General features: G+C 74.3%; 22 protein-coding genes. 11 read left to right on the top strand and 11 right to left on the bottom strand.

What is annotated here, in order from left to right; genetic code table 11:
* Positions 1–161 precede the first annotated feature (161 nt).
* The 3 genes from ACZ63J_RS04705 to glgC all read left to right on the top strand — a co-directional run bounded on the left by ACZ63J_RS04705 (position 162) and on the right by glgC (position 4,157).
* Positions 162–1,694: a hypothetical protein gene (locus ACZ63J_RS04705; protein ID WP_465399730.1), complete on the top strand. Its 1,533-nt coding sequence runs from the start codon at positions 162–164 to the stop codon at positions 1,692–1,694.
* Positions 1,695–1,788: 94 nt separating this feature from the next.
* The gene (gene glgA, locus ACZ63J_RS04700) at positions 1,789–2,943 is read left to right on the top strand and encodes a glycogen synthase (protein ID WP_465342161.1); all 1,155 of its coding nucleotides are present in this window, start codon (positions 1,789–1,791) and stop codon (positions 2,941–2,943) included.
* On the top strand, positions 2,940–4,157 hold the full coding sequence (glgC, locus tag ACZ63J_RS04695; protein ID WP_465399731.1) for a glucose-1-phosphate adenylyltransferase: 1,218 nt from the start codon (positions 2,940–2,942) through the stop codon (positions 4,155–4,157). The genes glgA and glgC overlap by 4 nt, the downstream gene beginning before the upstream one ends.
* A 6-nt stretch (positions 4,158–4,163) precedes the next feature.
* On the opposite strand, the gene ACZ63J_RS04690 is transcribed toward glgC, so the two are convergent.
* Entirely contained in the window at positions 4,164–4,292 is a 129-nt protein-coding gene (locus ACZ63J_RS04690) for a hypothetical protein (protein ID WP_465399732.1), read from the bottom strand.
* A gap of 470 nt (positions 4,293–4,762) precedes the next feature.
* Between ACZ63J_RS04690 and ACZ63J_RS04685 the strand changes: the two genes are divergently transcribed.
* Positions 4,763–5,800, top strand: coding sequence for an NADPH:quinone reductase (locus tag ACZ63J_RS04685; protein WP_465399733.1), 1,038 nt, complete (start codon positions 4,763–4,765; stop codon positions 5,798–5,800).
* Here ACZ63J_RS04685 and ACZ63J_RS04680 read toward each other — a convergent pair.
* Positions 5,784–6,629: a DUF1932 domain-containing protein gene (locus ACZ63J_RS04680; RefSeq protein WP_465439314.1), complete on the bottom strand. Its 846-nt coding sequence runs from the start codon at positions 6,627–6,629 to the stop codon at positions 5,784–5,786. The two genes, ACZ63J_RS04685 and ACZ63J_RS04680, sit on opposite strands and share 17 nt — an antisense overlap.
* 155 nt (positions 6,630–6,784) lie before the next feature.
* Positions 6,785–9,526, bottom strand: coding sequence for an AfsR/SARP family transcriptional regulator (locus ACZ63J_RS04675; protein WP_465399735.1), 2,742 nt, complete (start codon positions 9,524–9,526; stop codon positions 6,785–6,787).
* Between the two features lie 117 nt (positions 9,527–9,643).
* Here ACZ63J_RS04675 and ACZ63J_RS04670 point away from each other — a divergent pair, with 117 nt between their 5' ends.
* From ACZ63J_RS04670 to ACZ63J_RS04660, 3 genes are all read left to right on the top strand, one after another.
* Positions 9,644–10,120, top strand: a complete 477-nt coding sequence (locus ACZ63J_RS04670; protein ID WP_465399736.1) for a hypothetical protein — start codon at positions 9,644–9,646, stop codon at positions 10,118–10,120.
* 106 nt (positions 10,121–10,226) lie between these two features.
* A complete protein-coding gene (locus ACZ63J_RS04665; protein ID WP_465399737.1) occupies positions 10,227–12,098 on the top strand; it encodes a serine/threonine-protein kinase in 1,872 nt (623 codons plus the stop codon).
* On the top strand, positions 12,095–13,897 hold the full coding sequence (locus ACZ63J_RS04660) for a serine/threonine-protein kinase (RefSeq protein ID WP_465399738.1): 1,803 nt from the start codon (positions 12,095–12,097) through the stop codon (positions 13,895–13,897). Before ACZ63J_RS04665 ends, ACZ63J_RS04660 begins: the two co-directional genes overlap by 4 nt.
* A gap of 7 nt (positions 13,898–13,904) precedes the next feature.
* On the opposite strand, the gene ACZ63J_RS04655 is transcribed toward ACZ63J_RS04660, so the two are convergent.
* A complete protein-coding gene (locus ACZ63J_RS04655) occupies positions 13,905–14,855 on the bottom strand; it encodes an alpha/beta hydrolase (protein WP_465342169.1) in 951 nt (316 codons plus the stop codon).
* 103 nt (positions 14,856–14,958) lie between these two features.
* On the opposite strand from ACZ63J_RS04655, the gene ACZ63J_RS04650 reads away from it, so the two are divergent.
* Entirely contained in the window at positions 14,959–15,972 is a 1,014-nt protein-coding gene (locus tag ACZ63J_RS04650) for a helix-turn-helix domain-containing protein (protein WP_465399739.1), read from the top strand.
* 21 nt (positions 15,973–15,993) lie between these two features.
* On the opposite strand, the gene ACZ63J_RS04645 is transcribed toward ACZ63J_RS04650, so the two are convergent.
* Together ACZ63J_RS04645 and ACZ63J_RS04640 are read right to left on the bottom strand one after the other, a co-directional pair.
* Positions 15,994–16,962 carry a TIGR01777 family oxidoreductase gene (locus tag ACZ63J_RS04645; RefSeq protein ID WP_465399740.1) on the bottom strand — a complete coding sequence of 323 codons (969 nt, stop codon included), beginning with the start codon at positions 16,960–16,962 and terminating at the stop codon, positions 15,994–15,996.
* Positions 16,963–17,019: 57 nt separating this feature from the next.
* A complete protein-coding gene (locus tag ACZ63J_RS04640) occupies positions 17,020–17,898 on the bottom strand; it encodes a LysR family transcriptional regulator (protein ID WP_465399741.1) in 879 nt (292 codons plus the stop codon).
* 113 nt (positions 17,899–18,011) lie between these two features.
* Here ACZ63J_RS04640 and ACZ63J_RS04635 point away from each other — a divergent pair, with 113 nt between their 5' ends.
* The 3 genes from ACZ63J_RS04635 to ACZ63J_RS04625 all read left to right on the top strand — a co-directional run bounded on the left by ACZ63J_RS04635 (position 18,012) and on the right by ACZ63J_RS04625 (position 20,623).
* Positions 18,012–19,223, top strand: coding sequence for an MFS transporter (locus ACZ63J_RS04635; protein ID WP_465399742.1), 1,212 nt, complete (start codon positions 18,012–18,014; stop codon positions 19,221–19,223).
* 70 nt (positions 19,224–19,293) lie between these two features.
* The gene (locus ACZ63J_RS04630) at positions 19,294–20,157 is read left to right on the top strand and encodes a universal stress protein (RefSeq protein WP_465399743.1); all 864 of its coding nucleotides are present in this window, start codon (positions 19,294–19,296) and stop codon (positions 20,155–20,157) included.
* A gap of 70 nt (positions 20,158–20,227) precedes the next feature.
* Entirely contained in the window at positions 20,228–20,623 is a 396-nt protein-coding gene (locus ACZ63J_RS04625) for a hypothetical protein (RefSeq protein WP_465399744.1), read from the top strand.
* Positions 20,624–20,642: 19 nt separating this feature from the next.
* Here the strand turns inward: ACZ63J_RS04625 and ACZ63J_RS04620 are convergent, their stop codons facing one another.
* From ACZ63J_RS04620 to ACZ63J_RS04600, 5 genes are read right to left on the bottom strand one after another with little or no spacing between them, the layout of a single operon-like run.
* On the bottom strand, positions 20,643–21,857 hold the full coding sequence (locus ACZ63J_RS04620) for a Gfo/Idh/MocA family protein (protein WP_465399745.1): 1,215 nt from the start codon (positions 21,855–21,857) through the stop codon (positions 20,643–20,645).
* Complete coding sequence (locus tag ACZ63J_RS04615; protein WP_465399746.1) at positions 21,857–22,966, bottom strand: Gfo/Idh/MocA family protein; 1,110 nt, start codon at positions 22,964–22,966, stop codon at positions 21,857–21,859. Before ACZ63J_RS04615 ends, ACZ63J_RS04620 begins: the two co-directional genes overlap by 1 nt.
* The gene (locus ACZ63J_RS04610; protein WP_465399747.1) at positions 22,963–23,535 is read right to left on the bottom strand and encodes a DUF624 domain-containing protein; all 573 of its coding nucleotides are present in this window, start codon (positions 23,533–23,535) and stop codon (positions 22,963–22,965) included. The genes ACZ63J_RS04615 and ACZ63J_RS04610 overlap by 4 nt, the downstream gene beginning before the upstream one ends.
* A 4-nt stretch (positions 23,536–23,539) precedes the next feature.
* Positions 23,540–24,385, bottom strand: coding sequence for a carbohydrate ABC transporter permease (locus ACZ63J_RS04605; RefSeq protein ID WP_465399748.1), 846 nt, complete (start codon positions 24,383–24,385; stop codon positions 23,540–23,542).
* The gene (locus tag ACZ63J_RS04600) at positions 24,382–25,347 is read right to left on the bottom strand and encodes a carbohydrate ABC transporter permease (protein WP_465399749.1); all 966 of its coding nucleotides are present in this window, start codon (positions 25,345–25,347) and stop codon (positions 24,382–24,384) included. Before ACZ63J_RS04600 ends, ACZ63J_RS04605 begins: the two co-directional genes overlap by 4 nt.

The following is a 25,347-nucleotide window of genomic DNA, read 5'->3' as shown; positions in this document are numbered from 1 at the left end:
GGACCACGCGGGGCGTGACACCATCGGGTGAGACCGAACGGGAACGGCGGACGTGACACGGGTGTAGCACCCCGGTAATCCGCCGCCCCTACGGTCCTCGGGTCATGGTGATCGGGCAGAGGGCGGATCCCGCGCCGATGGCGCATCCGCAAGGTGAAAAGGTGCTTGCGGAAACTCAAACGGAGCAGACGGCGACGACGACCACGCGCGGCCGGTGGTGGCTGCCCGTCTTCGGGGCGGTGCTGGGCGCCGTCGCCTTCCTGCTGGTGCGGGGCAGCCTCACCGACGACAGCTACATCACCCTCGCCTACGCGAAGAACCTCGCGGTGCACGGCGAATGGGGCATCATCCCCGGCTCGCCCGCGAACTCCGCGACGTCGCCGCTGAACGTCCTGCTCCTCGGCGCGCTGACGCTGGTGACGCGGATCGCCGGCGGCCCGCACCCGGTGGTGGCGCTCGGGATCCTCACCGTGCTGTGCGGCGGCGCGCTCGGCTGGGCGTGGCAGCGCGCGGGCCGCGTGCTCGCGCTGCCGCCCGCGGCCGGGGTGCTCGGGATCGCGCTGGTGCTGCTCAACCCCTTCGTGCTGTCCGCGATCGGCCTCGAAGTGCTGCTGATCCCGGCGGTGCTGCTGGTGCTGACGGTCTTCGCGCTCGAAGGCCGGCCGCGCTGGTTCGGCGTGACCGGCGGGCTCACCGTGCTGACCCGGCTCGACCTCGTCGTGTTCGTGGTGGTGATCGCGGTGAGCGCCCCGGCGATCCGGCGGCGGCTGCTGCCCGTCGCGGCCGCCGCGGTGCTGACCGCCGCGCCGTGGTTCGTCGTCAGCTGGGTCGCGTTCGGCTCGTTCGTGCCCGACACGCTGGTGATCAAGCAGCTGCAGGCGGGGCTGTTCGCGCCGTGGAGCTACAGCACCGGGCCGATGATGTACTACCTCGGCTGGCCGGTCACCGTGCTCGTGTCGTTCGTCCCGGCGCTGGTCGGCGTGGTCGCGCTCGCCGCGTGGGCCGCGGCGCGCTTCGGCGTCCGGTGGCCGGACTTCCCCGCGCTCGGCCCGTTCGCCGCGCTCTGCGGCGGCGGGATCCTGTACTACGTCGCGTATTCGTTCATCGGCGTCGGCCCGTTCCACTGGTACTACGTGGCCCCGGTGACGGCGGCGAGCACGTTCGCCGTCGCCGCCTTCGGGACCTGGTACGCCCAGACCCGGGAGCGGCCGCCGCTGCGGACCGGGCCGCCCGCGGTGGCGCTCGGGCTCACCGGGGTGCTGGTGCTGAGCGGCGCGGCGGTCGACGTCGCGCAGGGTGTGCCGTGGCCGTCGCCGGTGATCTTCGGCAACTGGGCGAGCGCGCGGGACTACGCCCGGGTCGGGACCGAGCTGCGCGCCCGGCTGAACGGCGCGAGCGTGGCCAGCCCCGGCGAGATCGGCACCCTGGCGTACTACTGCGAATGCGCGATCATCGACGAGTTCTCCGACCGCGGCCAGGCCGTGACGCTGGTCGAGCAGCGGATCGCGACGGCGAACCCGCTGATGAGCCTCGCACTGCGGGTGAACTACCACTGGCTGGACACCTCGGTCGCGCCGCGCAAGCCCGAGTACCGGCTGCAGTACGCCACGGGCCCCGCGACCGGACCGGACAGCTGGCAGGTCTCCTCCGCGGCGAAGGGCGTCGGCCACTTCACGCTCACGCGCGAGCCGTGATCTCCGCGCTCAACTGAGCAGTCACGGGAAATTCACGGGATTTCCCCTGGACGCCAGACTGCGCGGCGGGCGGGGAAGGCCATAGGGTTCGGTCATGAAGGTCGGCCTGCTCACCCGGGAGTACCCGCCGGAGGTCTACGGCGGAGCCGGGGTCCACGTGGAGTTCCTCGCCCGGGAGTTGCGGCCGCTGGTCGATCTCGACGTCCACTGCTGGGGCGCGGACCGGCCCGACGCCACCGGGCACACGGATCCGCACGGGTACCGCCAGCCCGCGTTCACGACCATGGACATCGCCGTGTCGATGGCGAACGCGCTCGAAGGTCACGACCTCGCGCACAGCCACACCTGGTACGCGAACCTGGCCGGGCACCTGGCGAAGCTCACCCACGGCATCCCGCACGTCGTCACCGCGCACTCGCTGGAGCCGCTGCGGCCCTGGAAGGCCGAGCAGCTCGGCGGCGGTTACCGCGTTTCGTCGTGGATCGAGCGCGAGGCCTACGAGAGCGCGGACGCGATCGTCGCGGTCAGCGGCGGGATGCGCCGGGACGTGCTCGCCGCGTACCCGGCGGTGCCGCCCGAGCGGGTGCACGTGATCCACAACGGCATCGACACGACTCTCTACCGCCCCGACCCCGGCACCGAAGCGCTGGTCAAGCACGGCGTCGACCCGAACCGGCCGTACGTGCTGTTCGTCGGCCGGATCACCCGGCAGAAGGGCGTGCCGCACCTGGTGCGCGCGGCGGCGTCGCTCGACCCGGGCATCCAGCTGGTGCTGTGCGCGGGCGGCGCGGACACCCCCGAGCTGGACGCGGAGTTCCGCGGGCTGGTCGCCGAGCTGGAGCAGACGCGCACCGGCGTCCGCTGGATCCCCGAGATGCTGCCGCGGCCCGAGGTCGTGCAGCTGCTCACCCACGCCACCGTGTTCGCCTGCCCGTCGGTCTACGAGCCGCTCGGCATCGTGAACCTGGAGGCGATGGCGTGCGGCACACCGGTGGTGGCCAGCGACGTCGGCGGCATCCCGGAGGTCGTCGACGACGGCCGGACCGGGCTGCTGGTGCACTACGACGAGCAGGACGCGCGAGCGTTCGAGGCGGGCCTGGCCGCCGCGCTGAACGAGGTGGCGGGCTCCCCGGACCGGGCCGCCGCGATGGGTACCGCCGGCCGCGAGCGCGCGGTCGGCGAGTTCGGCTGGAGGGCGATCGCCGAGCGGACGGTCGCCCTTTACGAGGCGTGCGGGAGGTCGTCGTGAATCTTGGAGCCGACGTGCTGGGCATCGTGCTCGCGGGCGGCGAGGGCAAACGGCTGATGCCGCTGACCGCCGACCGCGCCAAACCGGCGGTGCCGTTCGGGGGTGTGCACCGGCTGGTCGACTTCGTGCTGTCGAACCTGGTGCACGGCGGCATCCGGCGGCTGTGCGTGCTGACGCAGTACAAGTCGCACTCGCTCGACCGGCACATCTCGACGACCTGGCGGCTCTCGGCGCTGACCGGCGAGTACGTCACGCCGGTGCCGGCCCAGCAGCGGCTGGGGCCGCGCTGGTACCAGGGCAGCGCCGACGCGATCCACCAGAGCCTGAACCTGGTCTACGACGAGGATCCCGAGTACATCGCGGTGTTCGGCGCGGACAACATCTACCGGATGGACCCGCGCCAGATGCTCGAGGCGCACGTCGCTTCGGGCGCCGGGGTCACGGTCGCCGGGATCCGGGTGCCGCGGGCGGAGGCGAGCTCGTTCGGCGTCATCCGGACCACCGACGGGCTGATGATCGACGCGTTCATGGAGAAGCCCGACGACCCGCCGGGCCTGCCGGACTCCCCCGAGGAGTCGTACGTGTCGATGGGCAACTACGTCTTCACCACCAAGGTGATGCTGGAGGCGCTGCACGCCGACGCCGAGAACGCGGCGTCGCACCACGACATGGGCCGCGACATCATCCCGGCGCTGGTCAAGTCGGGTGAGGCGGCGGTCTACGACTTCAGCGGCAACGTCGTGCCCGGCGAGACCGAGCGCGACCACGGCTACTGGCGCGACGTCGGGACGATCGACAGCTACTACGACGCGCACACCGACCTGATCTCGACCCACCCGATCTTCAACCTCTACAACCGCAAGTGGCCGATCTTGGCCCACCCGGGCCAGCGCGCGGCGGCCAAGTTCGTCGAGGGCGGCTCGGCCAACCAGTCGATCGTCAGCAACGGCTGCATCATCTCGGGCGCGCAGGTCGTCGACTCGGTGCTCTCCCCCGACGTCCTGGTCGAGCAGGGCGCGGTCGTGCAGGGCTCGGTGCTGCTGGACGGCGCCCGCGTCGGCCGCGGCGCGGTCGTGCGGCGGGCGATCCTGGACAAGAACGTCGTGGTCCCGCCCGGGGCACACATCGGGGTGGACCTGGCCCGCGACCGGGGCCACTACCACGTCAGCGAAGGCGGGATCGTGGTGCTCGGCAAGGGGGAACGGGCGATCTGACGCCGGTCAGCCGCGCGCGGCGGAGATCCGCTCGACCACCTGGCGCGGGTCGATGCCCCAGCGCTCGGCCAGCTCGGAGATCGAGGCGCCCGCCGCGTGCTCGGCGGCGATCATGCTGTTCACGACTCCCGCCATGCCTCACTCCTCCTCTGCGGCTGCACGTGCACGCGGAATGCTACATGTTCGCTGCGGACGTCGAACAAAGTGCTTCAGGTCGGCGGCGACCCCGCTCGCGAGGTGGCCTGCGCCGCCGGGACCAGCGCGTACGTCACGGCCGATGGTGATTCAGCGTCCCGTTTTCTCCGGCTCCCCCGGCGGATTCTTCGTAGTGGCCCGCGCGCGCGTGGCGCTGAACACGGCGTCGAAGATCGGCGTCGGTTCCCCGTCGTCGCGCTTCGGCCGCTCGTCCCCCGGACTGCGCTTTTCCTCTCCCACGCGCCCAGTTTCTGCGACGGCGGTCGATTTCGCTCGGGCAGCACGGAAAATCGCCCGGCCGGGGGATCACCCGCGTGGCGCGGTTTTTCCGGTCGCCGGCGGGGAAAAGCACCGCGGATTCAATTCCGGGGGTGGGGAATAACCCCGGGTGGGGCGGGATTGCACCGGACATGAAAGCAGTCGTCTACCGCCGCCACGGCGGGCCCGAAGTGCTGTCGCTGGCGGAACGTGCCCTCACCGACCCCGGGCCGGGCGAGGTCCGTGTCCGCGTCGTCGTGTCTGCGGTCAACCCGACCGACTGGAAGGCCCGGCTCGGCCGCGGCGCGGAGGCCGGGACCGAAACGCCCGACACGGTGCCCAACCAGGACGGCGCGGGCGTCGTCGACGCGGTCGGCCCGGAGGTCACCGGGTTCGCGCCCGGCGACCGCGTGTGGCTGATCCTCGCGGGCACCCACGGTCCGGCGGCCGGGACGGCCCAGGAGTACACCGTGCTCCCGGCGGAGAAGCTGGTGCGTCTGCCCGACGGCGCCGGCTTCGACGAAGGCGCCGGGTTCGGCGTCCCGGCGCTCACCGCGCACCGCGCGCTCACCGTCGCCGAAGACGGGCCGTCCCGGCTCTCCCCCGGCGCGCTCGAGGGCCGGACGGTGCTGGTCAGCGGCGGCGCCGGCGCGGTCGGCAACGCCACGATCCAGCTCGGCCGCTGGGCCGGCGCGACGGTGATCGCGACCGTCAGCAGCGACGAGAAAGCCGCGCTCGCCCGCGCGGCCGGCGCCCAGCACGTGCTGCGCTACCCGGACCCGGAGCTCGCCACCCGGGTCCGCGAGGTCGCGCCCGACGGTGTCGACCTGGTCGTCGAGGTCGCCGTCGGGGTCAACGCCGGGTTGCACACCGAGGTGCTGCGCCCGCGCGGCACGGTCGCGGTGTACGGCGACGACCGCGGCACGGGGACCGTCAGCCTCGACTTCGGGGCGAACCTGTGGCTGAACACGCGGTACCAGTTCCTGGTGCTCTACACGGTCGGCGCGGACAAGCTGCGCGTCGGCGCCGAAGACGTCACCGCGGCCCTGGCCGACGGCGCGCTCCGGCTCGGCGAGGACCGCGGGGTGCCGATCCACCGGTTCGCGCTGGCCGACACCGCCGAGGCCCACATCGCCTCGGAGAAGGGCGTCACCGGGAAGGTGCTGATCGACGTCACCCCGGCGGGGTGACCAGCGCCTGAAGGAGTTCGGCGAGGGTGACGCCGGTGTCGTCGCGGTGCTCGCGCCAGCGGCCGAACAGCTCCTGCGCGGCAGAGAGCAGCGCCGGGGACAGCCCGGAGTCGGCGCAGGCTTCGGCGATCTCGGCCATTTCGCCTTCCCACCGCCACGCCCGTCGTCCGGCGGAGGTGATCCCGTCGGGCGAGCCGAGCGGGGTGTGCGGCAGCACGTCGGCGGCGAGCTCACGCAGCTCGCCGCCGACGCCGTGGCGCTCCGCGAGGGCGTGGGACTGCGCGGCCAGGGCGAAGGTGAGCTTGTTGTAGGAGGCGAAGGCCAGTTTGAGCGCGGACGCCGTGCCGACTGGGCCGTCGAGCACGACGGTCTGGAGGTGGGTACCGGCGAACAGGCTCGCCAGCTGGGTCGTCGCGGCCGCCGGACCGGACAGGTAGAGCCGTGTGGTCCCGGCCGACCGCGGCGGCGGGCCGACGATCCCGCCGTCGGCGACGGTGGCCGTCGTGCCCAGGATCTCCTCGACCGCCCGGGCGTGCCGGGGGCTGATGGCGTTGGCGTCGAGGTAGAGGCCTCCGAAGCCGTTGACGCTGCGGGCGACATCGAGCGCGGCGGCGGGCGGGCAGACGCTGAGGAGGACGTCGCAGCTTCGCAGGGCGGCGAGGTCGGTGACGTCGGTGAGCCCGGCTTCGTCGGCCCGGCGCCGGGTGGCGGGCCCGCGGCCGGCGGAGGCCCAGCGGACCTCGGTGCCGCCGGCGGTCAGGAGAGCGCCGATCGCGGCGCCCATCGCGCCGGGGTGGAGGAGTCCGACGGTGGTCTTCGCGGTGTGCATGAGTCCTTCCTAGCGCGGACCACACGGCCTCGGCATCGCGCGCGCCCCGCCTGGGCCCGCGCGCCCGGCACTCGGCGATCCGGCGGCAGCGGCAGCCCAGCGCCCGCGCCGCCTCCTCCGCATCGCGCGCGCCGCACCCGGGCCGCGCCCAGCGCTCAACGATCCGCCGACACCGGCAACCCCAGCTCCACCGACAACTCCCCCGCCAAACGCTCACACCTCGCCGCCTCCACCTCCTGCCCCAACGCCTCATGCGCCGCACCAAGACCGGCCAATGCGCGGGCCTCCTGGGCGCGATACCCAATGCGCCGAGCGGTCGTCAGAGCGAGGCCGTACCCCGCCAGCGCGCCCGGCGGATCGTCGAGTGCCTGGCACGCCGCGCCGAGACTGTTCGCCGCCATCGTCAGCAGCAGCGGGTGGTCGAGCCGCCCGAGGATCGAACACGCCTGGGATGCCTGGTCCCTCGCGCACTCCGCGCGGCCAGCCACCAGCAGCACCTCCGCGTAGTCAATCCGGCTCCACGCCTCGCCGAACGCGTACCCCAGCTCGACCGCGGCGCCCACCGCCTTCTCCGTCGCTTCGAGCGCTTCGGCGGTCCGGCCGAGCCGGGCGAGCACCAAGCCCAGCTGGGCCGTCGCCAGAACCGCGCCGTCGCCGTCGCCGAGCTCCGTCCGGATCGCCCGGGCGCGCGACGCCGACGTCAGCGCGTCCTCCAGCTCGCCGAGCACCTCCTGGGCGTTGCTGAGGTTGCCCCAGGCCTGCGCGGCGACCGCGTGACTGCCGGTCTCGCCGGCCAGCACCAGCGTCCGCCGGTACAGCCGGACCGCCTCGGGGTACCGGCCGAGCATGGCGTGCAGCGCCGCCATCCGGGCCAGCGCCGCGGCCTCGGCCGGGCGGTCACCGGTCGCGCGAACCAGCCGGAGCCGTTCGGCCGTCGCCTCGACGGCCTCGGCGAGCCGGCCGGTCTCCCAGTGCGCCGTCGTGAGGTTCGCCAGGCTCAGCTGACGGGCCCGCGGATCACCCAGCCGGTCCGCGGCCCGGACCCCCGCGTGGGCCAGTGCCGTCAGCTCGTCGCGGTGTCCCCGTTCGCGCAACGCCGCCACCGCGCGGTCGGCGATGCGCCAGACGTGCTCGTCGTGCCCCGCGAGCGCGGTGACGGCGACGAGGTTCGCGCGCTCCTCGGCGAACGAGAACTCGGCGTCGCGGTAGTGGTCCAGCAGCCGGTCGAGCGCCGGCGCGGCCTCCGCCGGGTCCGCCGCCTCCCGCGCGTGCTCGGCGAGCAGGTCGTGGAAGCCGTAGCGGCCCGGGGCGGGCTGGCGGAGCAGGTGGACGTCGAGCAGGTCCTCCAGCAGCCGCTCGGTCTCGGCGACGCCGGCGCCGGACAGCGCCGCGGCGGCCGGCACCCCGAAGTCCCCGCCCGGATGGCACCCCAGCACCCGGAACAGCCGGCGCTGCGCGGCCGTGAGATCCCGGTAGGACAGCGAAAACGCCGCCGCGACGTCCCGGCCGCCCGCGCGCAGCTCCCCCAGCCGCCGGTGCTCGGAACCCAGGCGCGCCACCAGGTCGACCACCGTCCACTGTGGACGCGCCTGGAGCCGGGCGGCGGCGATCCGCAGGGCCAGCGGCAGATACCCGCACAGCCGCGCGACCCCCGCGCCGGACCGGCCGGCCGCGGCGGTGAACAGGGCGTCGGCTTCCGCCGGCGGCAGCACGTCCAGGCTGAGCGCGGCCGCGCCGTCGACCGCGGCGAGCCGCCGCCGGCCGGTCACCACGACCCCGACCCCGCGGTCGCCGGGCAGCAGCGGCATCACCTGCCCGGCGGCCACGGCGTTGTCCAGCACCACGAGCACTCGGCGCCCGGCCACCCGCGAGCGCCAGAGCGCGGCCCGCTCGTCGAGCCCGTCCGGCTGACGGCTCGCCGGCACCCCCGCCTGCAGCAGCAGCGCCGCCAGCGCGGCCTCGGCCGTGAGCGGGTCGCGGCCCGGGGTGTGGCCGTGCAGGTCGACGAAGAGCTGCCCGTCCGGGAAGCCCCCGGCGGCCCGGTGGGCGACATGCACGGCGAACGCCGTCTTCCCGACCCCGGCCATCCCGTCGACGACCACCGGCTGCCCGCCACGCAACGCTTCGAGCGCGTGCCCGACCTCGGCCGCGCGGCCGGTGAAGTCCGGCACGTCGTAAGGCAGGAAACAGCGCCCGGGCGCGGGCTCCTCGCGCAGGAGCCGTTCGTAGAGCGCGCGCAGCGCGGGCCCCGGGGAGATCCCGAGGTCGTCGGCCAGCCGCCGCTTCGCGCGCTGGTAGACGTCGATCGTGTCGGCCTGCCGCCCGGCCCGGTGCAGGGCGCGCATGAGCAGCCCGACCAGGCCTTCGCGCAGCGGGTGCTCGGCCACCAGCGCGGTCAACTCGGCGACGGCGTCGGCGTCGGCGGACCCCGCGTCGACCTCGGTGGCCAAGCACTGCTCCAGCACGGCCAGCCGCCGCTCCGCCAGGCGCTCGGCGTCGGGGCGCAGCGCGGCGCTGTCCACCCCGGCGAGCGCGGGCCCGCGCCAGCAGGCCAGCGCCTCGCGCAGCTCACCGCGGGCGGTGTGGTCCTCGAAGGTGTCGAGGTCGAACGTGCCCGGCCGCAGCGTGAAGCCGGGCCCGTCGGCGGTGAGGACGTCTTCGCCGGCGCCCGCCGCGACGAGCGTCCGGCGCAGCGCCGTGGTCAGGTTGCGGACCTGGCGCACCGCGGTGGCCGGGGGCTCGCCGTCCCACACGACGTCGACCAGCCGCGTCACCGGCACCACCCGGCCCGCGCCGAGCAGCAGCGCGGCCAGGATGCGTTCCTGCCGCGGCCCGGCCGGCCCGATCGGCCGCCCGCCGGCCAGCACCCGCACCGGACCCAGGACCCGGAACTCCATGGCTCACCCCGCGGGCGAGGTTAACCGGCCGCCGGGCGGCGCCGGTGCGGAAGTGATGCAGCTGTGATGCGCCGCCGGAGCAGGGTCCCGGCCGGAACCACGAAGAAGGGAAACCGGATGCGCAAGTGGGCTTACGCGGCGTTGGGGACGGCGCTGGCCGCGGCGGCGGTCGCCGCCCCGGTCGCGGCTTCGGCCGGTGAACAGGGCGGCGGCGGGCAGGACTGCCGGAGGGCGTTCGACCACGCCGTGTGGGAGGACATGGACAGCTACAACAAGCGCGACGCGGCCCGCTACCGCGCGATCATCCACCGCGACATGGTCACGGTGGGCCGCAAGGGCAACCTCTACCTCGGGTACGACGCGAACGTGAACCCGGTGCTGGAGCAGTTCAAGGTGCCCTACGAGTACTCGATGCCGTGGACGGTGGTGCACACCGTCGTCGAGAACTGCCAGATGGGCTTCGCGATCCTCGACGCGCACTACCTGGAGCCCGCCCACGGGATCGACCGCCACTACACGATCAGCCTGACGCTGGTGCGCGACCACGGCCGGTGGCAGGTCGTGAAGGACACGGTCACCGACGTCGTGCCCTGACCGGGGAGCGCGGTCCGGCCCGGTGGCGGAGAGCACCGGGCCGGGCTGGGCCGTTCGGCCCCACCGTGGCCACTGGACGCTCTACGATCGCCCGCGGGAGGTGGGCGTGGAGCCGTTGGGTCCGGGGGAACCGGCGCAGGTGGGGCGGTACCGGCTGCTCGCGGCGGTCGGCGAGGGCGGGATGGGGCGGGTGCTGCTCGGGGTCGCCCCCGACGGCCGGCTCGCCGCCGTCAAGCAGGTCCACCGCGGGTTCGCGAGCGACCCCGGGTTCCGCGAGCGGTTCCGCCGGGAGGTCGAGGTCTCCCGGCTGGTCTCGGGCGCCTACACCGCGGCGGTGATGGACGCCGACGCGCACGCGCCCACTCCGTGGCTGGCCTCGGTGTTCGTCGCCGGGCCGTCGCTGCAGGAGGCCGTCGACAAGACCGGGCCGCTGCCGCCGGCCGCCGTGCGGCACCTCGCCGCCGGGCTCGCGTCGGCGCTCATCGGCATCCACCGCGCCGGGCTGGTGCACCGGGACCTCAAGCCGGGCAACGTCCTGCTGGCCGACGACGGCCCCCGGGTGATCGACTTCGGCATCGCGCGCGCCGCCGAGGGCGGCGCCGACCTGACCCACACCGGCGTCATCCTCGGCTCGCCCGCGTTCATGTCGCCGGAGCAGGCCGACGGGCGGCCGCTGACCCCGGCGAGCGACGTCTTCTCCCTCGGCGCGCTGCTGCTGCTCGCCGCCACCGGGCACAGCCCGTTCGCCGGCTCCTCGGCGCCGCAGTCGCTCTACAACGTCGTCCACACGCACCCGGACCTGCGGTTCCTCCCGCCCGAGCTGCGCGCCCTCGCCGAACCGTGCCTGGCCAAGGACCCGGCGCGGCGGCCGACGCCCGCGCAGGTCCTCGAGCGGCTCGGTCCCCTGCCGCCGGTCCAGCGCCCGTGGCCGCCCGCCGTGCACGCGCTGATCGCGCGGCACCAGGCCGACGTCGCGGCGGTCGTCACCAAGCCGCCGAAGCCCCGGCGGCGGGGCCGCCGGGCCGTGCTCGCCGCCGCCGCGGCCGTGGTCGTCGCGGCCGGGACGATCACCGCGGTCACGGTGCTGAACGGCGACGAGGGCGCGACCGCCGCCCCGGCGAACACCCCGGCGCCGCCGCCGGTCACGACGAGCACGGCCCCGCCGAACCCGGACCCGCTCGGCCCGGACAAGCTGCGCGGGGTCAACCTGTGCCAGGTGCTGCCGTCGGTGCCCGGAGTCGGGAAGCTCACGCCCGAGACCGACGTCCACTTCTTCGAGTGCGGTTACGAGACCGCGCAGCGCCAAGGGCTGGACCTGACCGTCGGCGGCCCGGTGACCGCCGCCGGCGCGGTCTCCGGGGAGCTCGAAGGCCTCCCGCTCGCCCTCGACGACAAGGCGGGCCGCTGCACCGCCTCGGTGCCCGTCGTCGACCGGCCCGACACCACCATCAGCGTCGAAGCCACGAAGTTCGCCAAGCCGTGCGACTCCGCGAAGGCGGCCCTCGCCGAAACGCTGAAGCGCCTCCGCGCCGGGAGCGTGGGTTCGCCCGCGGCGCCGGGCAGCCTGGCCCCGGTGGACCCGTGCGGCCTGGTCGCCACCGCGACCGCGCAGCGGATCGTCGGCCCGGTCACCAAGGTCGAACCCCGCGGGCTGCACGAATGCCACTGGCAGGTCGGCGGTGAAGTCGTCGTGTCCCTCGCCCGCGGCTTCCGGCCGAAGGAGGCGAAAGACCCGTACTGGGACTCGACCGGCAGCGCCGACCTCGGCGGTGTCACCGCCTACTTCGCCGCCAAGCGCTTCAACCCCGCGACCGGAACCTGCAGCTTCACCTGGCAGCAGCGCCCGCTCGGGGAAGACACCTCGGAGAACGTCATCGTCGACTACCGCACGTCCGCCAGCAAGCTCACCGACGACGAGATCTGCCGCCAGGCGCAGGAGTTCGCCAAGGCGGTCCGGCCCGGGCTGCCGAAGCCGTGAAGCCGCTGGAGCCGGGGGACGCCCGGCAGGCCGGGAAGTACCGGCTGGTCGCCGCGCTCGGCGAGGGCGGCATGGGCCGCGTCCTGCTCGGCGTCGCCCCCGACGGCCGGCTGGTCGCGCTCAAGCAGGTGCACCCGGAGTTCGCCCACAACGCCCGCTTCCGCAGCCGGTTCAAGCAGGAGGTGCAGGCGTCACAACGGGTTTCCGGCGCCTTCACCGCCGCGGTCATGGACGCCGACCCCGACGCCGAGACCCCTTGGCTCGCTTCGGTGTTCGTCACCGGGCCGTCACTGAAGGAGGCCGTCGAAGCGACCGGGCCGCTGCCGGTCGAGCCGGTCCGCCGGCTCGCCGTCGGGCTCGCCACGGCGTTGATCGAGATCCACCGGGTCGGCCTGATCCACCGCGACCTCAAGCCCGGCAACGTCCTGCTGACCGCGGACGGGCCGCGCGTGATCGACTTCGGCATCGCGCGCGCCACCGAGGGCGGCTCGGACCTCACCGGCACCGGCGGCATCGTCGGCTCCCCCGCGTTCATGTCGCCCGAGCAGGCCGAAAGCCGCCCGCTCACCCCCGCGAGCGACGTCTTCTCCCTCGGCGGGCTGCTGGTCATGGCCGCGACCGGGCGCGGCCCGTTCACCGGCTCGACGACCGCGCAGATGCTCTACAACGTCGTGCACGCCGTCCCGGACCTGACCGGACTGCCGCCCGAGATCCGCGCGCTCGTCGAACCCTGCCTGGCGAAAGACCCCGCCCGGCGGCCCGCGCCACAGCGGATCCTCGACTTCCTCGGCCCGGTGGCGCCCGGGACCCGGCCGTGGCCGGAGGCGGTGCACCGGCTGATCGGGACGCAGGAGGCCGCGGTCCGCACCGCGCTGTCGTGGCCGGTGCCCGAGCCGGTGCCGGTGGCCCCGACACCTCGCCGTCGCCGCTGGCTGCCGGTTGTGACCGCGCTGTCGGCCGTGGCCGCGCTCGCCCTCGGCGGCCTGCTCGCGGTGACGATCACCGCCCGCGACCCGGACCCGCCGACTGCCGGCCGGAACCTCGACCCGACGAGCCTGGAGACGTTGCGGCGCACCGATCCCTGCCGGGTGCTCGACGCCGTGACCGTGCCCTCGGCCGGGAAGCTGCGCGCCGACACCGATTCGCTGTACCTCGGCCGCTGCGACTACCGGACGACGGCCGGCGAGAAGATCTCCGTCCACCTCGGCGATCCGATCTACATCGAGGGCGGCCGGCCCACCGAGGACCTGGACGGCCGGCTGGTGCTGTTCACCGAGGTCAGCGGGAGCACGTGCGACGCGAGCGTCCAGGTCCCGGTGCACCCGGAGCTGGGTGTGACGGCGCTCGCCGAGACCTGCGGCCTGGCGAAGTCCACGCTCGGCAAGGTCCTCGAGCGCATCCGCGGCGGCACCGAATACACCCTGGCGGCCGGGACCCTGCTCACGCTCGACCCGTGCACGGTCGTCGACAAGACCGTGACCGCGCAGGCGATCGGCCCGGTCCGCGAGGTCAAGCCGACCCGGCTGCGCGAGTGCGACTGGACGGCCCCGACGGCGCTGACGCTGACCTTCGACCAGCAGCCGCTCACCGTGCCCGACACCGGCAGCCCGGTCGACCTCGGCGGGGTCACCGCGACCCGGCTGGCGACCGGCGACAGCTGCGTCGTGAGCTGGAGCCACCGGCCGCTGTCCGCGAGCGAGGCCGAACACGTCCGGGTCCGCGCGCAGAAGACCGGCGGCGCCTGCGACCAGGCGACGGCGTTCGCCAAGGCGCTCGTGGGCAAGCTGCCCCGGGCGTGACCGCCGCTCAGACCCGCAGGCCCCGGCGCAGCGCGTCGACCTCGTCGGCGAACATCCGGCGCGAGATCTCCGCCGTCTCGACCAGGGCCGACCCGTGGAACGTGCCCGGGTAGTGCCGCAGCTCGACGGCGACGCCCGCGTGCGCGAGGCGTTGCGCGTACTGGATTCCCTCGTCGCGCAGCGGGTCGAACTGGCACGTCGTCACGAACGCGGGCGGCAGCCCGGCGAGGTCCGCCGCCCGGGCCGGGGCCGCGTACGGCGAGACGTCGGCACCGCCGGGTTCCGCGCCGAGGTAGCTGGTCCAGCTGTAGACCGCGTTGGGCCGGTTCCACATCGGCGTGTCGGTGTAGGCCTGCATGGACGGGGTGTCCAGGCGGTCGTCCAGCTCCGGGATGCCGAGCAGCTGGAAGCTCAGCGCCGGGCCGCCGCGGTCGCGGGCCAGCAGCGCGACCGCCGCCGACAGGCCGCCGCCCGCGCTTTCGCCGCCCACGCCGAGGCGGGCCGGGTCGATGCCCAGCTCGGCGGCCTTGGCCTCGACCCACTGCAGGGCCGCGTAGCAGTCCTCGACCGGCGCCGGGAACGGGTGCTCGGGCGCGAGCCGGTAGTCGACCGACACGATCACGATGCCCAGCTCGTCGACCAGGCGCAGCAGCGACGCGTGGAACATGTCGAGGTCGCCGACGACGAACCCGCCGCCGTGGATGTAGAGCAGGCCGGGCACGGCGCCGGTGCGGTTCGCCGGGCTGTAGACGCGCACGGGGACCTCCGGCGCGTCGGCCGGGCCGGGCACGGACGTGTCCCGGACGTCGATGGGGTTCGCCGGCTCGTAGGCCGGGATGACGTCGCCCAGCTGTGCCATCGAAGAGCGCGCGGCGAGCAGGGAGTCGTAGTCGGACAGGACCACCGCCGGGAGCATGTCCAGCCAGGGCAGCAGCTCGGGATCGATCGCGTAGGTCATGCTCCGATCATCGACCGCCACCGGTGCCCCGGCCACCGCCACGCGGCGGGCGTTCCTCGCCCGGACCTCGCCATCCGGCGGCGGACGCGCCTATCGTGACGGCATGAAAGGCCTGCTGCTGCGGCTGTCCGGGCTCGACGCCGACGCCGAGAACGCCGTCCGGGTGATCGGGTTCTTCGACCGCCTGATCACCGGGCACGCCGGGCTGGACGCCCTGGTGCGCAGCACGGCCGAGCTCGCCGGCTGCCCGGTCGGCGTGCACGCGCCCGGCCAGGGGATGTCGCTGCGCGCGGACCCGGCGGGCGAGGTCACCACGCCCGGCGCGGCACCACCGGGCGCCGCCGTCCGCGCGCTCGAAGGCGGGGTGGCGGTCTGGGTGGCGCGCGCGGGCGCGCCGGTCCCGCTCGACGACATGCTGCTGGAGCGGTTCGCGATCGCCACGGCGATCCTCCTGAAGCACAACGGTGTTCCGCGGCCCGAGCTCGGCGACCCGGCGCTCGTCGAGCTGGTGCTGTCGGACGACGTCGGCACGGCGGACCGGGCGCGCGCCCTGCACCTGCTGGGGTTCGGCCCGGCGGCCCGGCTGCGGGTGCTGGCGGGCACCGGCGTCGACACGCTCGCGGGCCGCTCGGCCCGGCTGGGCAGTGTCCGGGCGGTGCTGACCGCGGACGCGGTCCCCGGCTCGCTCCCGCCCGGTGCCCGGGCGGGCATCGGACCGGAGCTCCCGGCCCTCGAGGTGGCCCGCTCGTGGACGGCCGCGCGGACGGCGTTGCGGTTCACCTCGGCCTTCGAGCCGGCGGTGTGGTGGGAGCGCCTGGGCAGCCTCGCGGCGGTCGCCGACCGGCTCGGCCCGGCGGAGCTGGCCGAACTGTCCGACGTCCGCGCGCTCGACCGCCTGGCGACCGAAGACACCTTGGCGGCGCTCGACGCGCTGTGCGCGACGGGCTCGGCTCGCAAGGCGGCAGCGCTGCTGCACCGCCACCACAGCACGATGCCCGCCCGGCTGGCCCGCGCGGAAGCCGTGCTGGGGTTCGACGTCGACTCCCCCGCGGGCCGCTTCCGGCTGCACCTGGCGTTGATGCTGCGGCGGGTGCGGGACAACGGCGACCTCGGCTGAGCACCGGAGCTCCGACCGTCCTCAGCTGACCGTCCTCAATGGACTCCGTGTCCGGCGCACCAGATCCTCCGCCGCCGAGGCCCAGTCCGGGTACTCGAACTCGAACCCCGCCTCCAGCAACCGGCCCGGGACCACCCGCCGGCTCTTCAGCAGCAGCTCCGTGTCGCTGCGCAGCACGAACGCGCCGAGCGTCGCCATCCACCTCGTCGCGGGCAGTCCGAACGGGACACCCGCCGCCGCTCGCAGCTCGCGCAGGAAGTCCTTGTAGGGCAACGGTTCCGGGGCCGCCAGATTGACCGGCCCGCTCAGGTCGTCGCGCGCGACGAGCAGGTCGACCGCCCGGACCAGGTCGTCCTCGTGGATCCACGACAGGTACTGGCCGCCGCCCGCGACCGGGCCGCCGAGGCCCAGGCGGGCCAGCCGCAGCAGCATCTCGAACGCGCCGCCGGGCTCCGGGCTCATCACCATCGCCGTCCGCAGCGCGACCTTGCGGGTGTGCGGGGTCGCCGCCAGCCGCTGCTCGCGCTCCCACGCCCGGGCGATGTCGACGCTGTAGGCCCAGTAGCCCGGCACACCCGGCTCCTGGCCGCCGATGACGCCGATGGTTTCGTCGTTCGGGGCGTCGAAGCGGTGCGCGTAGATCGTCGCCGTGCTCATCTGCAGCCAGACCCGCGGCGGCCGCGCCGCACGTTCGATCGCGCCGCCGACGACCCGCGCGGAATCGATCCGCGAGTTCCACATGGCCCGCAGGTTCGCCCGGGTGTACCGGCAGTTCACCGACCGGCCGGCCAGGTTGAGCACCACGTCGCAGCCGTCGACCTCGGCGGTCCACGGCCCGGCGCTGCGCCCGTCCCACCGGACGTGCCGCACTCCCGGCTCCGGCGCGGCCTCCCGCCGGGTGAGCACGACGACGTCGTCCCCGCGCGCGGCCAGCACGCGGCTCAGCACCCGGCCGAGATGACCGGTGCCGCCCGGAATCACGATCTTCATGGAAGTCCCCCTCGCCGGTCCGCCCCGAACCCACGGTACCGGAGGAGTTGAACGTGTTCAAATACTCTCGACGAGGTCCAGCAGCGTCCGCAGCGCGCGGCTCGGCGGTTGCGCGGCGGCGGTCACCAGGTTGAGCGGCCAGTCCAGGCCCGCGCCCGCCAGCGGCAGCACCACGACGTCGGGCTCCGCCGGCATCGGCGTGTCCGGGATGACGGCGATCCCCAGCCCGGCGCGGACGTACCCCGGCACCGTGCGCAGGTCGGCGACCTCGACGGTGACCCGCCGGGTCAGGCCTTCGGCGTCGAAGGCGCGGTCCGTGACCACGCGGTTGCCGAACCCCCGCGGCATGTCGATGAACGCCTCGCCGGTGACGTCGGCGAGCCGCAGCGCGCGCTCACCCGCCAGCCGGTGCGACGCCGGCAGCAGCCCCACGAACGGCCGTGTGTCGAGCCGCAGCACGCTCAGCCCGGGCAGGTCGGCCTCGGGCAGGCCGACCAGCGCGGCGTCGAGCCGGCCCTGCCGGACCTCGTCGGCCAGCCCGGTCGAGCCGGTGATCGACACCGTCACGTGGATGTCCACCAGCGGGTAGCGCCGGTGGAACGCGCCGAGCAGCGCGGGCAGGTCCACCGTGCCGATCGAGGTCAGCGTGCCGATCCGGAGGCTGCCGCGCAGCCCTTCCGACGCCTCCTGGACGGTCGCGCGCGCCCGCTCGAGGGCTTCGATCGCGGCCTTCGCCTCGGGCAGGAACGCCGCGCCGGCCGCCGACAGCGCGACCCGGCGGGTCGACCGGTCGAACAGCCGGGTGCCTAGCTCGGTCTCGAGCGCCCGGACGGCCGCGGACACCGTGGACTGCACCGCGAACAGCCGCTGAGCGGCCCGGGTGAAGCTGAGCTCTTCGGCCACCGCGACGAAGTACTCGAGCTGACGCGTCTCCATGCGGCCAATCTATCGCTCATACCGATAACTCAGGCCAGGACTTTTCGTTGGACTTGCTGAGTCGGGAGGGTGATCGTGGAGATCGGAAGCTCCCCGAACCCCGGAAGGTCCCGATGTCCGTCCTCACCGCCCCGGCCGCCCGCCTGCGTCTCAGCCACGGCCTGGGCTTCCGCGTGGTCGCGGTCGCGTTCACGACGGCGCTCGCGTTCTCCACCGTGCCGACCCCGCTGTACGCGCTCTACCAGCAGCGCGACGGCTTCCCGGCGTTCCTCGTGACCGTGATCTTCGCCGCCTACGCGGTCGGGGTGATGCTGAGCCTCTACCTGGCCGGGCACCTCAGCGACTGGCTGGGCCGCCGCCGGGTCCTGCTCGCCGGGCTGCTGGCCGAGGCGTTCGCGGCGGCGTTGTTCCTGCTCTGGCCGGAGGTGCCCGGCCTGATCGTCGCGCGGCTGGTCAGCGGCGCCGGCATCGGCGTCATCACGGCGACGGCCACCGCGCACCTGTCCGAGCTGCACGCCGTGTCCCGCCCGGACGCCGGTCTCGGGCGCTCCGGCCTGGTCGCGACCGTGGTGAACGCCGGCGGGCTCGCCCTCGGGCCGCTCGTGGGCGGGCTGTTCGCGCGGTTCGCCGGCCACCCGCTGAGCACACCCTTCGCCGTGTTCCTGGTCGTGCTGCTGCTGGAGGCGATCGCCGTGAGCCTGGTGCCGGAGACCGTCGAACGCCGCGAGGAACGTCCGGCGTACCGGCCGCAGCGGCTTTCCCTGCCGCCGGCCGCGCGCCCGGAGTTCACCGGCGCCGCCCTCGGCGCGTTCGCCGCCTTCGCGATCAGCGGCCTGGTCATGGCGCTCGCCCCGGCGCTGCTGGCGCACGAGCTGCACCAGCCGTCCCGCCTGCTCGCCGGGATCGCGCCGTTCACGATGCTCGGCAGCGCCGCGCTCGCCCAGGTCGTGCTGGCCCGGGTCGGCACCCGCCCGCAGCTGCGGGCCGGGTACGTGCTGATGAGCGTCGGCCTGGTGCTGCTGGCGGGCTCGGCGTTCACGGCCGCGCTGCCGCTGTTCTTCGGCGCGAGCGTGCTCGCCGGCGCCGGGTTCGGCCTGGGCTTCCGGGCGTCGGTCGGCACGGTGGCCGCGCTGGCCGACGACCTGACCCGCGGTGAGGTCCTGGCCGCGCTGTTCCTCGCGGCCTACGCGGGGCTGGTGCTCCCGGTGCTGCTGATCGGCCTCGCGATGCTCGTCGCGCCGGGCGCGGTGGTGCTGGCCGGGTTCGCGGTGCTGGAGCTGGCCCTGCTCGGCTGGTCGGCGCGCCGGACGCTCGGCGCGGGCTGACCCGAACCGCCGCCGGATCCCGGGCGCGGGCCTACAGTCGTCAAGACGACAGCCGCGTCAGGAGGCGACCATGACAGCCGTGCCCGGGGCGCCGATCGTCGTCGGAGCGGACGGCTCGGCCGAGTCCCTCGACGCCGTGCGGTGGGCCGCGCGGACCGCCTGCCTGCGGGACGCGCCGCTGGAGATCGTGCACGCCCTCGACGTCCCGGCGCTCGTCGCGAGCGGGGTCGTGCCGCCGCCCGAAGAGATGGTCGACGCCCTGCGCGCGCGGGGCCGCCGGGCGCTGCGGACCGCGGCGGAACTGGCCGCCGCGCAAGGGTTCGCCGGCGCCGGGACCCGGCTCGACCCCGACCGCGCCGCCCAGGCGCTCATCGAAGCGTCCCGCAGCGCCGCGCTGCTCGTGGTCGGCTCGACCGGGCACGGCCGGCTCACCAGCCTGCTCGCCGGGTCGGTCGCCGGAGCTATCGGGACGCACGCGCGCTGCGACACCGTGGTCGTCCGCGGGGACAGCTGGGACGAGCCCGCCGCGGCCGCCCGCCCGGTCGTCACCGGCATCGACGGCAGCGAAAGCGGCACCCGCGTCCTCACGACCGCGCTCGCCGAAGCCCGCGCCCGCCGCGCTCCCCTCGTGGTGCTGCACGCGTGGGCGGACACCCCGCCCTCCCACCGGGACCCGCGCTGCGTCACCGATGCCGGGCACCGGCTCCTCGACGAACGGGTTCTCGCGCACGACACCGACGGCGTCGACGTCGAGCAGGTCGTGGTGGCCGCGCACCCGCGACGGGAGCTGGTCGAGCGCAGCGCCGACGCCCAGCTCGTCGTGCTCGGCGACCGCGGCCGCGGCGGGTTCCCCGGCCTGCTGCTCGGGTCCACCGGCCAGGCGCTCCTGCACCACGCGGCCTGCCCGGTGCTCCTGGTCCGCACGGTCTCCTGAATCCGCGCGGGCTTGCCGAAAACGGAGCGGGACCGGGGCGATCCACGGCAGGATGTACCGGGTGAAAACGATGAGGATCGTCGTCCCGGCCGTGCTCGCGGCCGCCGTTGTGCTCGCGCCCCCGGCGCAGGCGGACATCGGCAAGCAGGTCACGAGCGTCTGCCGTTCCGGTGCCTTCAGCGGCACCTTCACCCTGCGGTACGAGACGTCCGGCGGGTACCACCGCCCGCTGAACACCTACACCGTTTCGGGGCCCTACATCGGGGACGTGGGCACCCAGACACTGCGGATCTCGTACTTCGAGGGCCCCAACCCCCACACCGTCTACTCCCAGACCGGCCCGGCCAGCCAGGGCGTGCAGTTCCTGCCGACCGGGCTCGCGCTGCCGGTCACCGGGCGCGGCACCGCTGCGATGACGTTCGACAGCGGCGCGGCGTCCTGCACCGCGACGGTGCCGATCACCTAGCCCGCAAGGGAACCGGGGCTCAGGGCTGCTCGCCGATCTCGGCGAGCAGCCCGGCCACGGCCACGGCCCGGCCGGTCTCCAGCGACCGGTTGGCGGCCAGCCCGGTGAGCAGGGCCCGCAGGCCCGCGCCGTGGTCGGCCGCGCAGCCGAGCGGGTCCGGCCCGGCCTCGCCGAGCAGTTCGGCGAGCATCCGCTCGTCGCCACCGCCGTGGCCTTCGCCGAGGGGCCCGTCCCAGACGACCTCCGGCGGTTCCCAAAGCCGTTGCCGGGTCAGCCGGGCCCACCCCGGCTCGGAAGGGCCGTTCGTGTACTCGTTTTCCCGGACGTCGAGCTCGAGCCGGCCCTCGCTGCCCGAGAACGCGACGCGGTAGCCCTCCCGCGGCGAGTACGCGTGCAGGTGGTAGTTCAGGACCACCCCGCCGCGGTGCCGGACGAGGACCGACACGTCGTCCTCGATCTTGACGCCGGGCGCGAACACGTCCTGGTTCCGGACGTAACCGTCTTCCCGCGCCGCGTCGTGGTAGAGCGCGCGCAGCCTGGGCGAGGCTTCGAGGTCGAGCGCGAACCGGTCGTCGGCGCGGCGGCTGTTGCCGTCGCCGTAGAAGAACAGGCCGCCGAGGGCGAAGACGGTCTCGGGTTCGCTGTCCAGCCACCAGTCGACCAGGTCGAAGTGGTGCCCGGACTTGTGCACGAGTAGCCCGCCGGAGCGGTCCTTTTCCCGGTGCCAGCGCCGGAAGTAGTCGGCGCCGTGGGCGGTGTCGAGCAGCCAGCTGAACTCGACCGAGCCGATCTCCCCGATCGCGCCGGTCGCGAGCAGCTCGCGGACCCGGCGGTGCACCGGGTTGTACCGGTAGTTGAAGGCGACGCGCACCGCGCGGCCGGTCTCGCGCCGGGCGGCCAGGATGCGGCGCGCGCCGTCGACGTCGGTCGTCATCGGCTTTTCGGTGACGACGTCACAGCCGGCCCGCAGCGCGGCGACGACGTAGTCCGCGTGGGTGTGGTCCGGGGTGCACACCATGACGACGTCGACCCGTTCCTTCGCCAGCATGGCCACGAAGTCCGCCGGCGGATAGCCGGGCACCGCGGCGCCGAGCCAGTCGTTGTGGACGCGCATCCGGGTTTTGCTGTGGTCGCAGAAGGCCACGAGCTCCGCCCGCGGCGACCCGGCCAGCGCCCGGGCGAACAGCTGGGCCCGCGACCCCAGGCCGACGATCGCGTGGCGGCGCACCACCATCACCGCTCCTCTCGGGCGAGGGTCCACGGCAGGGCGAGCTCGGAGAAGAGCGCGAGCCGCTCGGCCGCGGCGTCGACGGCCTGGTCGACACCCGGCACGACGAACCGGCGCTCGAGCCCGGCGCCGACCGCGCGGGCCCGCGGCAGCCGTCTCGGCTCGGGCGCGTCGCGGACCGCCTCGACCAGTGCGGTGAACGCGCGGGTGGCGGCGAGCGGGGCGAGCAGCGGCACGCCGTCCCGGAGGTGCTCGACGAGGTTCGTCAGCAGGTCCCGCGGCGGGCCGACCGGCACCGGCTCACCACCGACGAGGAAGAGGCCGGTCTTGTAGTGCCACCGGATCCGGCCTTCGGTGCCGTGGATCAGCACGTAGGGCTCGTGGTCGGCTTCGGCGGCGAGCGTCGCGGCCGCGACGACGTCCGGTGCGCCGGCGAAACGCAGCCGGGCGCACGCCGTGTCGTCGGCCTCGATGTCGCGGGCGCGGTACAGCTCGACGGTCACGCGCTCGGGCCGCGCCTCGGCCGTGCCGTTGAGCAGCAAGGCGGTCGCGACGGCGTGGGCGAACGGGTTGGTCAGAGCGCCGTCCACGACCGCTCGCCCGTCGAGCCGGCGACGGCCCGCCCAGGCGGCCCGCGCGAAGTAGCGGTCACGCCGGATCCACGCGCCCGCGGCGGCGATCCCGGTGACCGTCCCGATCACCCCGCGGGCCAGCGCGGCCCGGATCGCCGGGACCGCGGGCGAGCCGAAACTCTGGAACCCGACCTGGCAGGCCCGGCCGCGGGCCCACTGCGTCAGCTCGTCGAACGCCGCGAGGTCGAGCACCGGCGGCTTCTCCAGGAGCACGTGGCTGCCCGCGGCGAGCGCGAGCCGCGCCAGGGGCAGGTGCGTGTGCGGCGGGGTGGCGACCACCGCGATGTCCGGGGTGGTCCGGGCCAGCAGCTCGGCCGGGTCACGAGTGACCACCGGCACCAGCGCGAGGACGTCGTCCGGCGGCTCGCGGATGTCGCAGGCGCCGGCGAGCACCACCTCGCTCCGGTCGTGCAGCGCGCGGGCACGGCGCAGGTGGGTGGCCGCGTAGCCGGCCGTGCCGAACACGACCACCCGCGGGATCACCGGCGGCCGCCGGTCGCCACCGCGGCCAGCGCGAGCGGCCCGGCCATCACGAGCGCCAGGATCGGCAGCATCCACACCAGCACGACGGACATGGCCAGCGCAGTCGCCGTCAGCAGCGCGTTGCGGGGCGAGGCCACCGTCTCGCGCGCGGCCATCACCACGGCCCGGCGCCACGACTGCTCCCGGGTCGCGACGACCTCGCACGTCCGCACGGCGACGACCAAGGCCGCCGCGGCCAGCAGCGCGACCGCGGGACGCAGCAGGCCCGCGCCCGGCATCGCGCGGGTCACCTCGAGGTCCACCACCAGCAGGAGCGCCACGAAGAGGCCCAGCAGGCCGAACGCCACCCCACCGCGCACGGCCTGCCGGAAGTCCGCCCAGAACGTCGTCCACAAGGGACCGCCGACGCCGTGGCGCGTCCGGTCGACGGCCCGGCAGCCCGCGGCGAACGCCGGGGCCGCGGTCACCACCGGCACCGACGCGAGCGCGACGAGCAGCCCGGTCAGCAGGCAGTCGGAGAAGTCCCCGAGCCCGGTTCGCCACTGGGTCGATCGCCGCTGGGTCCGCATCACCTCACCCCTTCAGGCCGCTGGTGCTGACGCCTTCGACGAGCAGGCGCTGGAAGGCGAGGAAGAACAGCACGATCGGGACCAGCGCGAGCGCCGACATCGCGAACATCGCGCCGAAGTTCGACTCGCTGCTCGTGTCGACGAACAGCCGCAGGCCGAGCGGCACGGTGAACTTCTCGGTGTCGTTCAGGTACACCATCTGCGTGAAGAAGTCGTTCCACGTCCAGATGAACGTGAAGATCGACGTCGTGACGAGCGCCGGTTTGGACAATGGCAGCACGACGTGCCAGAACGTCCGGTAGACCGAGCACCCGTCGATGGTCGCGGCCTCGTCGAGCTCGCGCGGGATGCCGCGCATGAACTGGACGATGAGGAACACGAAGAACGCCTCGGTGGCCAGCAGCTTGGGCAGGATCAGCGGGACGAACGTGTTGACCAGCCCGGCCTGCTGGAAGATCACGTACTGCGGGATGAGCGTCACGTGGTAGGGCAGCATCAACGTCGTGATCATGAACGCGAACAGCGCGCCGCGGAACCGGAAGTCCAACCGGGCGAAGGCGAACGCGGCCAGCGAGCACGACACGACGTTGGCCACCACCGACAGCCCGGCGACGAGGAACGAGTTGAGGAAGAAGCGGCCGAACCCGACGTCCGCCGCGCCTTCCCAGCCCTTCGTGTAGCCGTCGAAGACGAACCGCGTCGGCAGCAGCGCCAGCCGTGAAAGGATCTCGTCCGGCGGCTTGACCGACGCGAACGCCAGCCACACCAGCGGGTACAGCACCACGGCGACGAGCACGAGGCACAGCACGTGCCGGCCGAACGAGCGCGCGGAACGCGGGAGCACGGTCATCGGCGCTCCTCGGCATCGTCGTAGAACACCCACAGCTTCGCGGTGCGGAAGACGATCGCCGTCACGATCGCGATCACTGCCAGCAGCACCCACGCCATCGCCGACGCGTACCCCATGCGGAAGTCCTGGAAGCCGACCTCGAACAGGTAGAGCGTGTAGAATAGGTCCGCGTCGGCCGGTCCGCCCCGGCCGCCGCCGATGACGAACGCCGGGGTGAAGGCCTGGAACGCGTGGATCGCTTCCATCACGAGGTTGAAGAAGATCACCGGCGACAGCATCGGCAGCGTGATGTGGCGGAACCGGCGGAACGCGCCGGCGCCGTCGATCGCCGCCGCCTCGTGCAGCTCCGCGGGGATCTGCTTGAGGCCGGCCAGGAAGATCACCATCGGCGCGCCGAACTGCCAGACCCCGAGCAGCACGATCGAGGCGAGGCTGAACCGCGGGTCGTCGACCCAGCTCGGTGTGTGCCACCCGATCGCGGCGAGGACCTCGTTCACCGGGCCGCCGCCCATGAACAGCGCCCGCCACACCAGCGCCGCCGCGACGCTCGCGCCCAGCAGCGACGGCGCGTAGAACGCGGCCCGGTAGAAGCCGCTTCCGCCGCGGCGGGTGTTGAGCAGCATCGCCACCAGCAGGGACACCGTGAGCTTCAGCGGCACCGAGACCAGGACGTAGATCAGCGTCACCTTCACCGACTGCAGGTAACGGTCGTCGTCGGTGACCATGTGCGCGAAGTTGCCGAAGCCGACCCACTTCGGCGAGGTGAACAGGTCGTAGTCCGTGAAGGACAGGTACAGCGAGACGACCATCGGCCCGACGGTCAGCGCGACCGCCCCGAGCAGCCACGGCGTGAGGAACACGAAGGCTTCGGCCTGGGTCTTGCGGCGACGCCCGGCCGGCCGGGCGCGCGCGGCCGCCACGGGCGCGGCGACCGGCGGGTCCGGCGTGCGCACGGTCGCCAT

The sequence above is a fragment of the Amycolatopsis sp. NPDC104863 genome, from assembly GCF_055582965.1.
Note: the sequence above shows the minus strand (reverse complement) of the source record. Positions and strands in the feature narration are given on the sequence as shown.